At 69.0% G+C, this 13650-nt stretch carries 8 protein-coding genes; 5 read left to right on the top strand and 3 right to left on the bottom strand.

All coding sequences use genetic code 11. The features are described from left to right. The first annotated feature begins 99 nt into the window (after nt 1-99). The 3 genes from ACK1X7_RS17605 to ACK1X7_RS17595 all read left to right on the top strand — a co-directional run bounded on the left by ACK1X7_RS17605 (nt 100) and on the right by ACK1X7_RS17595 (nt 2805). A complete protein-coding gene (locus ACK1X7_RS17605) occupies nt 100-675 on the top strand; it encodes a hypothetical protein (RefSeq protein ID WP_413115332.1) in 576 nt (191 codons plus the stop codon). A 356-nt stretch (nt 676-1031) separates the two neighbouring features. Beyond that, nucleotides 1032-2108, top strand: coding sequence for a hypothetical protein (locus ACK1X7_RS17600; protein ID WP_413115331.1), 1077 nt, complete (start codon nt 1032-1034; stop codon nt 2106-2108). A gap of 295 nt (nt 2109-2403) precedes the next feature. Then, the gene (locus ACK1X7_RS17595; RefSeq protein WP_413115330.1) at nt 2404-2805 is read left to right on the top strand and encodes a hypothetical protein; all 402 of its coding nucleotides are present in this window, start codon (nt 2404-2406) and stop codon (nt 2803-2805) included. A 195-nt stretch (nt 2806-3000) separates the two neighbouring features. Here ACK1X7_RS17595 and ACK1X7_RS17590 read toward each other — a convergent pair whose 3' ends face one another. The 3 genes from ACK1X7_RS17590 to ACK1X7_RS17580 all read right to left on the bottom strand — a co-directional run bounded on the left by ACK1X7_RS17590 (nt 3001) and on the right by ACK1X7_RS17580 (nt 8569). Beyond that, nucleotides 3001-4629: a pentapeptide repeat-containing protein gene (locus tag ACK1X7_RS17590; RefSeq protein ID WP_413115329.1), complete on the bottom strand. Its 1629-nt coding sequence runs from the start codon at nt 4627-4629 to the stop codon at nt 3001-3003. A 194-nt stretch (nt 4630-4823) separates the two neighbouring features. After that, nucleotides 4824-5351 (bottom strand): hypothetical protein, encoded by a 528-nt coding sequence (locus ACK1X7_RS17585; protein WP_413115328.1) that lies wholly within the window; start codon nt 5349-5351, stop codon nt 4824-4826. Between the two features lie 593 nt (nt 5352-5944). Then, nucleotides 5945-8569, bottom strand: a complete 2625-nt coding sequence (locus tag ACK1X7_RS17580; protein ID WP_413115327.1) for a DEAD/DEAH box helicase — start codon at nt 8567-8569, stop codon at nt 5945-5947. Nucleotides 8570-8875: 306 nt separating this feature from the next. Between ACK1X7_RS17580 and ACK1X7_RS17575 the strand changes: the two genes are divergently transcribed. Further along, on the top strand, nt 8876-10003 hold the full coding sequence (locus tag ACK1X7_RS17575) for a hypothetical protein (protein WP_413115326.1): 1128 nt from the start codon (nt 8876-8878) through the stop codon (nt 10001-10003). 360 nt (nt 10004-10363) lie between these two features. Then, nucleotides 10364-13630 carry a DEAD/DEAH box helicase gene (locus ACK1X7_RS17570; protein ID WP_413115325.1) on the top strand — a complete coding sequence of 1089 codons (3267 nt, stop codon included), beginning with the start codon at nt 10364-10366 and terminating at the stop codon, nt 13628-13630. Nucleotides 13631-13650 lie beyond the last annotated feature (20 nt).

Below are 13650 nucleotides of genomic sequence, written 5' to 3'. Positions count from 1 at the left end.
CGGCGATAGCGGGATGCCTGGGACGGTGCGCACCGGTCCGCGTGGCCAGGCCGCGAGCGTCAGCGGCACCGGGCGGCCGGCGGGTACTACCGTCCCTCCATGGACACCCCAGCACCGCACCCTGACTCGGCATCTCCTGACCCCGACGACAGCGGCGAGTTGGCCGCAACCGTACGCGTGGACGGCCAGGCGGCCAGACGCCTGCGGCGTGCTGCCGCGTTCCAGCAGCGCCCGGTCGACGACGTGGCGGCTGACTGCGTGCGCGACGATCTGGACCGCGACGTGTACGACGTGCTGTACACGAACGTCGACGACTACGCCTCCACGCTGGACGGCCTGTCGCGGCGGCTGGCCCTGCTGATCCGTGAGCTGGGCGCCCTGCCGGCGGGCGAGGCCGCGAAGGTGATCGCTCAGGCGGCGGCCGAAAAGGGCGGGCACCTGCCCGATCCGTGGCACGACCGCGTGATCGAACAGTTGACGTCCCTGTGGGCGGGCCGCGGCACGTTCTTCGACAAGCGCGCCGACGGCACCTTCGACCCCGTGGAGGACATCAAGATCGATGTCCTGGTCACCCCCGAGCAGTGGGACGCCCTGGGCCGCATCGGCGCCCCCAGCAGCCTCGCCTCCGGTGCCCAGAAGGCCACGGCCGCCGGGATCGCGTCTCTCGACCACTGACGCTGCAGCCGCGAGCCAACTGCTGCGCCCTGGAACCACGGCCGGGTACACGGCATCAGCTGCCAGACCCATCGGTGCGCCGATCCCTCGAGTAGGCACCGGGTTGACGCCAACCCCCTGGCGGGTGCTGCTACGTCGCTGGATGCTGGGCTGCGCGAGTGAAAGGGGCGGCGCGATGTCGCTCCAGGCGAGGTACGCGCAGTGACCGGCGGTCTTCGGCACGCGTTGGACAGGTTGTGCCGAAGACCACATCCAGTTCCAGCAACGCCAGCACCAGCCCGGTCGGGAGCCCGCCGCCGCTGCCGTTCCTCCTGACGAGCCAACAGGGCGAAGCCGCACGCACACTGTTGAGCTACGTGGCCTCACTGGACCTGCCCGGACCCGACGCACAGCTCATCGCCGTAGTCGTGGCCATCCGGGCCGCACGCGGCGGCGTCGGCAACCTCACCGGCACCGACCTGACCGCTCTGCGGCTGGGCGACGCCCATGGCGCCGTCGATGCTCTCCGCGGCCTAGGCTGGCAGATCGACGACGCCCTCTTCGACGGCGATCCCGCCACTCCAATCCCCATTACTGTCCCGGACCTCACACGGGACACCGGCCATCCCCTGCCCTTGGGGAAGAACGTCCGCTCACGGGTGTCCGGATGGACCACCAAGACCTTGTCGGCCAAACCGGTCAAGAAGCTCCCTCCCGCCGCACGGCTGGCAGGGCTGTTCCTCGCCGCACACAGCACGCCCCGGCTCCAAGGTCAGATTCCACCCGACCTTCCCGAAGCCTGCCAGGCTGCCCTGCCGGATCTCCTACGCAAGGGCTTCCTCGCCGAAGTGTCCGACGACCGTTACCGCCTCGACCCCGCCGTACGCCACCTGTCCGGGATGCGCCGCCCCACCCCGGAGGAGCACGCGGCGGAGCCGCCGGAGTCAAACACTGGGGCCGTGCGCCCTTCGACTCGGGGATTCCAGTTCAACATGGATGCGTGGACGCAGTGGAAGAACGCCGCCACCCCGGCGCTGCGGCGGCACGCCGAATCCGTCGAGTACTGCGCCGTGTGCGCTCTTGCTTCGGAGCGGGTCGCCGAGGCGTTCATGACCCCCTGCCGGCCCCAGTTCTTCTCCAAGAACGTCAAGGCTGCCTACGGCGAGTGGAAGGACACGCACCCGGACCGCGGCGCTGTTGCTGCTGAGTTCACGGTGGACTTCCGGGCCGAACACGGACACGGCCCCTCGTACCGGCAGTTGTGCTCGGGCCTGGGATGGAGTGTGAAGCACTCGCTGCACGGCTTCATCGTCAAGCGCCTCCTGGCGAACGCGTGGCTGACGGAGACCGCGCCGGTGCCGTGGACACTCCGCCCGGGGAAGGCGGCACAGGCACAGGGCATCGTTCTGCCTACAGCACGACGCCCAGGCGTCTCCGCTCACGCCGGGCCGTAGTCCGCAGGCGCGAAACAGCGAGGTCGGCGCGAGGCCATCTGGTGTGCTGACGGGCCGGTCTATACGTTCGCTGCTCATGAGTTGGACTACTGCACTTGCCGTTTTCGGTGCGGCCACCGGTGCGCTGGGAGTGGCCTGGCAGATATGGAGCCATCGACTCACGGGAGGCCGGGTTCAGGTCCTCGCGTTACGTGAACACCGGGGCCGCGACTGGATCGTCTCGACATCGGTGGTGAACGTCGGCCGACAGGACGTGTCCCTGGTCGGATATACCCTCTGGCTGGAACCTGGCGGCATGCGGTGGAAACGGCTCAGGTGGAAGGCGCGCATGCTGCCCCGCTACGGACTGGCCCACATCCGCCGCATCCTCCTCACCGCCCCGCCCTCGCTGAACATCAGCGGAAAGGCGTGGCTGCGCGACGATCACGACAGCGTCCGGTTCCCGCTGGTGGTCCGGGCCGGCACCACCCTGAGACTCCCCAACATCACCCTGGGCTGGACCTCTGACGCGAAGTTCCGGCGGCGGGTTGCACTCCACCTGGGGTCCGGGAAGATCGTGCAGACCGAAGTACTGGCCGCAGACGCCTTCGACCCTCTCGACATCGGCACCCAGTACGAAGTCGTGGCACACATGGGAGTGTTCTTCGCGCTCAATATGTCTCATGAGACATTCGGCCCAACGCTGGCAAGTGATTGACCTGGAAGGGCAGGTGATGTCGACGGGTTCTCAGGAACGAATCGGGGCAGCGGCCCCTGAGACGCTTCGATGAGCCTGAGTGGCGAGATTGCGCGCTAAGCTCGATCACGGGTCGCCGAGCTTCGACCCCTGGTCTGTCACTGGGAGCGGGGATCATTGCATCGGAACGTTGGTGCCAAAAAGGACGCAGCCTCGTCAGCGCTTGATCCGTCCGCGCGCCGCTAGTGCGGCTAGGCCGAGGAGGACTGGTTCGCTGAAGCGGCTGAACATCTCGATCCAGGTACCAGCGGGGGTGAGGTCCTGCTCGCTGGAGCGGAAGACTACAGAGTTCAGTACGACGTGCCCGGCGTCCTTGGCGCGGTCAGCGGTCCAGCGCTGGCCGATCGGTCCTGACAGGGCGGGGTCGCTCTTGTCGATCACTAGATGGATCTGGCTGCCGGGGGCGGGCATGGTGCCAACCGCTGTCTGTTGCGGCTTCGGGGCGGGCAGGCCCCACAGCATCATCAGCACTACGGTCAGGGTCATCGCGACCACGAGTGCGGCCAAGGCCCGGGAAGCCCGCAGGCCATAGCCGGAGACGAGCCAGTAGGCGCGCAGCAGGAGTCGTTCACCGAAGGGGGTATCGGGGTCTAGGCGGCGCATCTCCATCTCGCCGTAGTAGAAGTCTGCCGCGCCGGGCTCGTTCTTGGCGTCCTCCAGGGCTTTGCGCAGCTGCCGGTACGTGGCGGCCAGCTCCTTAGGCCCGGGGGGCACGGCCGGGTTGGGGTGGGCTGGGCCCGGCTGCCAGCCGCGGGTCCGTGCGGTACGGCGGCCGGGCATGGGGAGGGCACGCCAGTGATGTTCCTCGACAATGGTCCGACGGCGGGTCCAAGGGCTCGGCGGTTCGCTGAAGGGGACGTGTCCTTCGAAGCGAAGCTGGTCGAGGTGATGGGCGCCGGTGAACCGGCAGGCGGACAAGTCCACTCCGGACAGCGAGAGGAAGGCGGCGTCCACACCCGCCAGCATGACGATCAGCGGCCGTGGGTCTTGCCCAGTCAGCGGCTCTTCGGGGAGTGGGTCGTTCTTGAAGGAGAACGGCGCGGGGTGGAAGTTGATGGCGACGGGCTGGGAGAGAACGGCGTCCTGCAGGCTGACGTCGGCGTAGCGGACGTCGAGGGTGAGCGTCGTGTTGACCTGCGTGGCCTGGAAGAGAATGTGCGCGGCGGCGATCCGGGTGCGGATCGGGCAGGTGAGGACGGCCTGGCTCAGATCCAGCATGCCGCCGCAGACGATGGGGCCGACCAAGGGGCCGGTGAATGTCGTGTCTGCGAAGTCGACGTCGCCTTTGAAGTGGGCCCCGGCGAAGACGGCGTCTTGGTCGAACGTCACCTCGCTGAATCGTGCCCTCTCTTCGACCTGTACCGAGACGAAGACGATCCCCTCGGTGAATGTCACAGCGTGGAAGGCAGCCTCGCCGAACATGTGGGCGCGGGAGAACAAGGCTCCGCTGGAGAATCTGGCGTGCTCGAAGTCGGCGTCCGAGCCGAAGAGAGTGTCTTGGAACCACGCCGAGCCCTGGAAGTCCACGTGCTCGAAGGCGCCTCCCACCTCGAAGACGGCTTCCTCGAAGACGGCGTCGCTCTTGAAGGTGACCTCGTCGAATAGGGCGTCATCGACGAAGTGGGCAAGCCAGAAGAAGGCCTCACCGGTGAACGTGACGCCCGTGAAGTCGGCCAGCTCGGGGAAGCGGGCGCGGCCGAAGTCTGCCTCGCCGAAGGTGCTGTCGACCGCATCCTTTAGCTCCTCGAGCAGTTCGCGCGTGAAAGGCACGCCACGGCAGTCCACCGCGGCGCCGGGCGATAGGGCTCCGAGCGCTCGGCGTTTGTCCTCTGGTGGCAGGTGGGCAAGGCACCTGTCGTACGGCGCCCACGGCACGCCGAAGCAGGCGCCATGGTCCCCCGGGACTCCGCACTCAGGCCAGCGAAGCCGTGGCTCGTCGCTCAGGAAGGCCAGGATGGGGCGGCCCTCGTGTATGTGGTTCACCTGGTCTGCAGGGCGCCGCTGTCGGTGAGTCCCTGGATGTAGGGCGGCCAGTCCCGCAGGAGGCTCTGGGCGATTCCGTCGTGGACATCGCGCCGGACCTGGGGGGTGACGTGTTCGATGTCGCCGCCCGGGTAGTGCAGGCGCAGGCCTTCACGGCTGGCGTCACACAGGATGGCGTGGGCCTTGTGCGTGAGCGTGAGGTAGAGCTGCGGGACGCGGGCGTTGAGCAGTTCGTCGATGACCGCGTCGTGGTCGATGCCGAGGTCTGGCCACGACTTGCCCTGCTTATCGAGCCATAGGGTGACGTCTGAGAAGAACACCGCTCTACCGGGGCCGTCGTTCGAATCGCGGGCCAGGCCTGTGGCGAGGTCGAGCGCAATGCCGGCGCCCTGGCTGACGAGAGAGCGGGGGATCATCGGCGGCGCGATGGCGACCGCGCATTCTCCCCAGCCGTCGTGGGTCTCGGTCGGCCAGGGCAGCCCGAGCACAAGCCATCCGGCCGGTGACAGCAGTGAGGTGCTCACCGATCTCTTCCCCCTTGATGGTGTGATCACTGGATTCTGATCTTTTCGCCTGGGCGCAAGGCGAACAAGGCGGTCCTCGGCCTCCGTTACCAGTTCTTGTTGGTCTAGATGCATTGCCTCCGGAGCGCTGACTCAGATGAGGGGCGGGGCCGCCTGTGGCGATGCAGGCGGAGTCGAGTTTCTGCTCGCGCCGCAGTGCGGTGCCGTCGTGCGTGCCGATATGTCCTTCGGCTCGCTGGCAAAGGCGTGGATGCAGCGTTCGGTGCGATGGCTTTCGATCCTGGTGGCACAGAGCGGTAGCGGAGTGAGGGTGTTGGTGATCTCCGCAACCGGACTGTCTTCCCAGTTCCGTTGGCATCGGTTATCGCTTCTTCCGAGCAGCGATCCTCGTCCAACAGCAGGCCCGTAACGGCCATGAGGTCACATGGCAGCCTCTCAGGCTGCGATGTCACCCGCGCCCGCCACCACCTGGATCCGATCGGCCTGTCCTGGATCAGCCGGCACCCGGACAACCCCGCGTAACCGCCCGCTGGCCCGGAAAGGAGCAGGCGCCCACGACGGGCCCCCTTCGGCCACGGGCGAGGGGGCACACCTCAGGCGGGCTGCATCCCCTCCGTGCTCGTGTAGATGGGCTGGGTGCGCAGCCGCGGAAGCCACTGCGAGGGCAGCGCGCCTTCGGCGTTGAAGACGGCAAGGAGATCCTGGGCCGATAGCGAGGCCAGGTCACGGGTGCGCGCGGTGCGCCAGGCGCGGACCAGGCGGTCGAACAGATCCAGGACCTCGTGCGGGCGCACGAGGTAGAGGTGGCTCTCGGCGACGGCGTGGGCGCTGGGATGGATGCGTTCTTGAGGGGTGAGGAGGAAGGCGGGAGAGTCGCCCGGCACGGCCTGGCCGCGCCGAGCGGCGGCGAAGCGCAGGTGGCTTCCGGCCTGCCGTACATCTCCGGCGCCGAGTTCGCCGGCGGGCTCGGCCTCGCTCTTGGCTTCCCAGGTGACCCACAGGGTGGTGCCGAAGATCCAGGTGGCGTCCGGCGCGGCGTCGTTGTTCCCATCACCCTCGCTCACCTGGGCACCGGCGAGCTGTCCGAGGAGGACCAGGGCGGCCTCGTAGGGCTTTCGGGGCGTGTCCGCGAGCGCCGCTCGGGCGCGGTGGACCTCGGTGTCGAAGACCGCGGGCCTGGCCAGGCGGACGGCATGGGTGAGTACGCCGTGCATGGCCTGCTCGTCGAGCGGGTCGACGGCCGGCAGGGCCGGAGCGGTGGCCTTCTCCACGGGGGCTGCCAGGTGGGAGAGCCATGTTGTTCCGCGGCCCGCGTTGCGAGCGTCGTTGTAGAACTTCGCGGCCGCGGCGTGCAGGGCCGTGTCGCCGGTCTGCTCGGCGAGGCGCTGCGCGATGCAGGAGGCGAGATAGTTCCACAAGGCCGCATAGCGCTGCGGTGCCCGTCCGCCGCGCAGTGCGTCGAGGACCTTACGGATGAGGTCGAGGGCGCGTTGCCACTCGCTCTGCCAGATCGCGTCCCATGCGGCGACTTCGTCGCGTACCGAGCGCTGGAGCTCGGCCGCGCCGGGTGCATCGGCGCGTTCGTAGTGGTCTCGGGCCTCGACGATGTCCTGGTCGACGTCCCGCCACTCCTGATCGTGCGCGAGGAACACCTTCAGGTTGTCGAGCATCTCGGTGGAGGTCGCGCCGATGCTGTTGGTGTAGCCGAAGTCGAGTTCGGCGTGGATCTCCGGGTGCATGGCCTCCTGGACGTCGCGTCGGGTCACATAGGAGACGAGGTCGTCGTCGAGGAGCAGTACGGCGGCATAGTCGCGCGCGTTGCGGGTGGCCCGGCCGGAGCCCTGCATGATGCGGGCCCGGATGCGCTCCTGGAGGACCTCGACCGCGCCCAGGGATCCGTGCAGGAAGCGTTCTTGCAGATCGCCGCGGGCGGGCAGCCCGGCCAGCACGACCAGGCGGCAGTCGTCATCGGGCAGGTCGATGCCGTCGTAGCGGTTGTTCAGCACCAGGGCCGCCGCCGGCTCCTGGGTGAACACCTTCAGGTCGTCCTCGACGTCTTCGGCCCCAAGGACCTCATAGCCGTCCGGGATGCGATTGCGGGTGAAGGAGTTGGCGGCCCGCGTGTCCGGGGTCAGGACGACAGCACGACCGTGCCGGGCGATGACATCGGCGACCCAGGGGCCGACCTTGGCCGGTGCGGCCGACAGGTCACTGGTCAGCTGCGGGAAGCAGAACAGGCGACGGCCCGTTCCTTGCTTCTCCCAGCCCTTGGGGATGGGGATGCGCGTGATCCCCCGCCGGCCGAAGACGCGTTCCAGTTCGCCGCCGGCGCCGAGCGTGGCGCTCATGTAGACCCGGCGGGCAGGGTCGTTGAAGGGGGCGTGGAACAGCGTGGGCGCAATCAGCGGTCGGATCAGCAGTCGGCGGTAGGACAGGTAGATCATGCACTGGCCGAGGTGGCCCCGCAGCAGCCGCAGCGCGTATCCCGCCTCGTCGCTGATCTTGCCGGCGGCAGCGGCCGTGGACAAAGCCTCCTCCAGGTGTCCGGCCTGGGCAGCCACCCCGACCGGTGAGGCAAGGTAGACGCTGTTGCGGTACTGGCCATCGGGTGCGTCCGCGCGCAGCCGCGCCAGGACGAGCGGGTCAAGGGCGTCGGCCAGCGCGGAGAGCACGTCGCGGTAGGCGCTTTGTTCGTCGCGGCTGACCTCCAGGCTCCAGGGACCGGCCACGTACCCCTCGGCGGCGTGCGCGTCATCGAGCAGCAGCAGTTGCGCGTCATCGAGAGCCGGGTTGGCGTTGAAGACGTGGCTGTAGACGCTCACCGCGATGGCGTTGGCCGAGGTGTAGCGGCTGCGGTCCGCCGCGTTCCACGTGCGGACCCTGCCGGTGAGCAGGACGTTGGGGATGCCGTACTGGGTGAGCTTCTCGGCGGTCTGCTTCGCAAGCTGCCGGGTCGGGCACAGGTAGACGACGCGTTCGCCGTGCGCACGCCGCCGGTACTCGCCGATGAGTCCGCCCACCAGAGTCTTGCCCGCGCCGGTCGGCAACTCAATGGCCACATCTGGCGTCTTGAGGTGGTCGGCGTGCCAGGACCGCAGGACATCGCCCTGGTGCAGCCACAGATTCGCCGGGCCGTCGTTGACGAGAGCCAACTGACGGTAGAGCTGCTCCGGGTCGGCGGGAATCCCCGCCGCCCCGGACAACCGCTTGAACGCCATGTGCCCTGTTCCTCCGGGTCGTCGTACACGAACTCGCCGAGTGCTGCCTGGCCTGTGGTGCGGGGCACACCATTGTCGTGCCCCCGATCACCGCCGCGACGGGATTTCGCCAACCTCAGCCGTCTTGGTCCTTTGCCATCCCTCCGAGGCCTTTGAAAGCGAGCCCCGTCGCTTCTGCATCTCCGACGGTGAATCCCCCTCCACGCGGCGACCGGGCAGGCACCTGCGCCCTTTGTCAGTGGGCCATGCGACTCTCAACCTCGTCCAAGCGCTTGCGCCGGCGCGCCCGTTGAGATGGAGGACGACATGAGTGACGACCCACGGACCGCCGCGCCTTCGCCCGAGGACGCGCTGCGCTCTGCCCGGCTGCTTGCCCGTGCCGAGGCGGCCGTCACCGCTCTCTTTGCCACGCGGGCTTACGAACTGGGCTGGACGGTACGGAGCGAGCCGAGCGGCATCCTGGACCACGTGACGCTGTCCTGCGACGCAGGGCACACGACTCAGGTAACCCCCGTGACCGCGCTGCACCCCAAGCTCGGCAGCACGATCGTCCAGGCACCCCAGGGGAGCGTGTTCCTCCTGGATGCAGCAATGAAGCACATGGCAGTGCCGGGAAGGGCCGATCTGGCAGCCTTCCCCAGGGCACTGGAGGAATGCGAGCACTGCGCGCGCAAGCGGTGGGAAGAAGCCGCCCAGGCGTCGTTCGCTACCTACGCCATCGAGACCGATCTCCGTATCCTGGCCGACGCCGCATCCCCCAACGGGTATCCGGCGAAACAGGTTCGCTGCCTGCACGGGCATGAGTTCACCATCACCGCGATGAATCCACGAACTCCCGGGCGCGTACCGGGGTGTACCTACGGATTCACCACAGGTCCCGACGGCACTGGCGACCCCTGCGGTACGTGTCATCGCATCTCGCAGACGCCCAAGCTCGTTGAGTTCAGGCGCCGCGCCCGCGAGCAGAACGTGATGATCCTGGACGTCATGTCGGACCGCATCGCCCAGACCGTGCGTCTGTGCTGCGTTGCCGGGCACCTGACCTCGGCGGGCATCAACACCGGGTTGAAGCGCGAGTTGCTGTGCGCCCGATGCAGCGGAGCAGGCCTTCGCCCCGAACCAACCGTGTACTACGTGGTGACCGACGGGGCCATGGTGAAGCCCGGAATCTCCTCGGGTGACGGGCAAGGACGGCTTGATACCCACCGCAGCCAGCACGGCCTGGGGCAAGTCCGCAGGCTCATAACCGACCTGCCCGTCGGCGCAGCTCGCGATGTCGAGCGACACGTCCTGGACTGCCTGGCCAACCAGGGCATCCGACCAATCATGGGCTCCGAGTACTTCGATGCCGCGTATATCGATCGGGTGATGGAGCTGGTTGACGGGTGGTTCGCCACGAACCTGGCGAACTTCGCGTGGACGGTGACCGGCTAGCCGCCCCCCTCTCGAATCCCGCCCCGGCGACCTATCGGGAACCCGGGCTCCTCAATGCGCGGCGAACAGTCCTCCCGGCGGGGAACCAAACAGCTCAAGCATTCCGTGCCGCAGAAGGCGACGTACTGAGCGTAGGTGGCCGCACCGTCCCGAGTGGATCTTGCAGAGCCGTACGTCGAGCTGTCGTACGTGGAGGCAGTGCACGAGTGCCGGCGACGTCCTCTGCTGGACTGCGCGACCGCGCAGCTCGCAGATGTGCTGCGCGGGGCCGCTGCAAGGGGGTGAGCGCGATCTTCCGGGCTCCTGTCGCCGTGCGTAGGGTGCAAGGGCGCAGAGGTGCGACAGGCAGGTGGGGGCGGTATGACGGACGCGCAGCGGCGCCAGGCGAACATCATCGAGTACTGGCGGGCGGTGGAGCTGTTCAGTCCGCAGAAGATTCCGTCCGTCTCTGCACGGGAGCGGGTCTTCGTCGCGGCCGCGGAGGGCCCGTTGCCGTGGGAGGAGGGGCATCCGCTGCGGTCGGCGCCGCTGGAGGCTGGTTACGCGTGGCAGCACGTGGTCTACGGCGGCGCGTACCGGCTACGGGCGGTCCGCGACACGCTGCTCGCGGTGTTCGGGGAGAGCGAGGAGGACCACGACGGGCGGCTGGACGGCGAGAGCGCCCTGTTCGCACTGACCGTCACCGATGAGGGACGGCTGCTGCTGGACTCTCCGGTGCTGTCCGCCTGCGCCTGGGCGACCGGCCGCGCTCTGGTGCCGGGGCCCGGCACCAGGGGCTGGCTGGAGGGGTTCGAAGACGAGGCGGCGATCTGGCTCGCGCGGGCCGCCGATCTCGGTGACGTCCCCGCAGACGAGATGCCGGCCCGCATCGAGACGCATGACGGCCTTGATGAGGAAGAGCGTGAGGAGGGGCCGGACAGCGATGACGATGCCGAGCAAGTGGGATCGCGCCGTCTCACGGCGAAGGATCTGGTCGGCTTCGTCCGCGATCTGACCGCGGCCTGGGGGCTCGAGTATGTGCTGGCACCCGGCGAGGTCCGCGTGCGCAGCACCGCCGTGCGTGTCAGGCAGCCCGCCGACGCCGACCAGCAGGACTTCCTCAACAGCTTCATCGCCGCTGACCTGGGCCTGGTGGCAGGTGTACTGCGTACGAACGCCCCCGGCGCAGGGCTCGCCTCCTACCTCACCCCAGCCTTGGACGTGAACACCGCGTGGCGGGTCGATCTGCGCCGCCAGCCGCAGGCCGCGCTCGACGGCGTGACACCCGCATCCACTCCTCCGGGGCGGTGGCCGGCCGATCCGGCGCATCCGCTCGCGCTGAGCCAGCAGTTCGCCGTGAACACCATCTGGAGCCAACTGGGCGCTTCAAGCGGGGTGTTCGCCGTCAACGGACCGCCTGGGACGGGCAAGACCACGATGCTGCGCGACTGCTTCAGCACGGTGATCGTGGAACGCGCGCGCCGCCTGGCAGAGCTGCGCTTGCCCTCCCACGCCTTCGCCGACCGCAAGCCCTACACGTGGAAGAGCGGCGACTACACCCGTACGGTGACGCCGCTGCGGCCGGAGTTCACCGGCTTCGAGATGGTCGTCGCCTCCGCCAACAACGGGGCGGTGGAGAACATCTCCACCGAGATCCCCGCCCGCGCGGCGCTCGGCGAGCAGTGGCGCGAGGAGGCGGACTACTTCGCCGAGCAGGCCACGCGGCTGCTGAAGGGGACCCCGGCCTGGGGCGCGGTCGCGGCCCGGCTGGGCAACAAGAAGAACCGCATGGAGTTCGTCAACCGGCTCTGGCACGGCAAGTACAAGATCACCGACGAGGGTGCGCAACCGCCCGCGTCGGGACGGCTCCCGCGGCGGCGCGATGCCTGGATCGACAGTGAACAGGGCCTGTCCCAACTGCTGCGGGAGTGGATCGCCACGCCGCAGTCCGGGGTGTGGCGGCAGGCCAAGGAGCGCTTGCAGACGGCGCTTACCCAGGTGGAGCAGTTGCAGGCCGAGCGGGCGGCTGCCGCGGCCGCCCTGAAGCAACTCCCGCAGATTGAAGCCAGGCTGGTGCAGGCGCACCAGGCGATCGAGGAAGCCGCCGAGCGCGAGGCATCCTGCCAGCAGGCGCTCCCGGCGGCGGAGCGTGCCCTGGAGCGGGCGCAGGAACTGCTGAGGCAGGCACAGCAGGACCGGGACGGGCACTTCGCGCGCCGGCCAGGTCTGGTGGTGAGCCTGTCTACGCTGGGGCGGGCCGGCCGGGACTGGCATCACCAAGACCAGGAGCTCGCCGCTCTCATGGAAGAGGCCCAGGGCGTCCGCGCTGGCGCGCAGGCCGAGCGCGACGCGGCCCACGCGGCCTGTGACCGGGCACGCGCCGCTCACCTGGCATGCCGTCAGGCGCAGCAGGCTGCGGCCGCGGAACTCGCCGCGCGGCAGGACGTGGCCGACCAGGCACGGGCCGCGTGGGGTCCGCACGTGTCGACGCAGCAGTGGCTGTCGGATGACACGGCACGGGAACTGGCCGCCCCCTGGGGGGATGCGGAGATCAGCCAGGCCCGCAGCGAGGTGTTCTTGGCGGCACTCGGCCTGCACGAGGCGTTCCTGCGGTGCACCGCGCGCACCATGTACTCGAACTTGATGGCCGCGATGGACGCGGTGAGGGGCAACGTTCCCAAGACCGTGTCCAAGGAGGCTCTGCGAGCGGCCTGGCAGAGCCTGTTCCTGCTCGTCCCCGTCGTCTCGACCACCTTCGCCTCCCTGGACCGGGTCTTCGGCCGTCTGGGACAAGAAGCCCTGGGATGGCTGTTCGTCGACGAAGCCGGCCAGGCCACAGGCCAGATGGCCGTAGGCGGCATGTGGCGCTCCGCGCGCACCGTGGTCGTCGGCGACCCTCTGCAGCTCGAACCCGTGGTAGTCCTGCCGTGGACCGCCCAGCGGGCCCTGGGCCGTGAGTTCGGCGTGGACGAGCAGTGGGCGCCCAGCCGCACCTCGGTCCAGCAACTCGCCGACCGCACCAACCGCTACGGCACCTGGCTGCCGGCCGAACTCCCCGACGGGCAGCAGGAGGTGTGGGTGGGCAGCCCGCTGCGCGTCCACCGCCGCTGCGAGGACCCGATGTTCTCCGTCAGCAACGCCATCGCCTACGACAACCTCATGGTCTACGGCACCCCCGATCGCGGCGAGTTCCGCTACCGGCCCCGCAGCTGCTGGGTGCACGTCACCGCGAGCGAGGCGGACGGGCACTGGATCCCCGAAGAAGGCCGCGCGCTGCGCCGCGTCGTGGAGAAGCTCCGCGACGAGGGCGGCGTCGATCTCGCCGAGGACGTGTACGTCATCAGCCCGTTCCGGGCCGTGGTCCGCCGCGCCGAGCGGGCCTGCCGCGGGCTGCTGCCCGAAGGGCGCGTCGGCACCATTCACACCGCCCAGGGCAAGGAAGCCGACGTGGTCATCGTGGTGCTGGGCAGTGATCCGCGCCGGCCAGGTGCCCGCGCCTGGGCGGCCTCGCGCCCCAATCTCCTCAACGTCGCCGTCAGCCGGGCCAAGCGCCGTCTGCTCGTCATCGGCGACCGCGACACCTGGCGCGACCAGCGCTTCTTCGCCACGCTCGCCGATGCGCTCCCTGTGCACACCTGGCAGCCCTAAGCAGCTCTGGAGAAGTCACG

It is taken from the genome of Streptomyces sp. CY-1 (assembly GCF_047218265.1).
Classification (GTDB): domain Bacteria; phylum Actinomycetota; class Actinomycetes; order Streptomycetales; family Streptomycetaceae; genus Streptomyces; species Streptomyces niphimycinicus.
The sequence above is the reverse complement of the archived record's forward strand: the minus strand, read 5'-3'. Positions and strand labels throughout refer to the sequence as shown.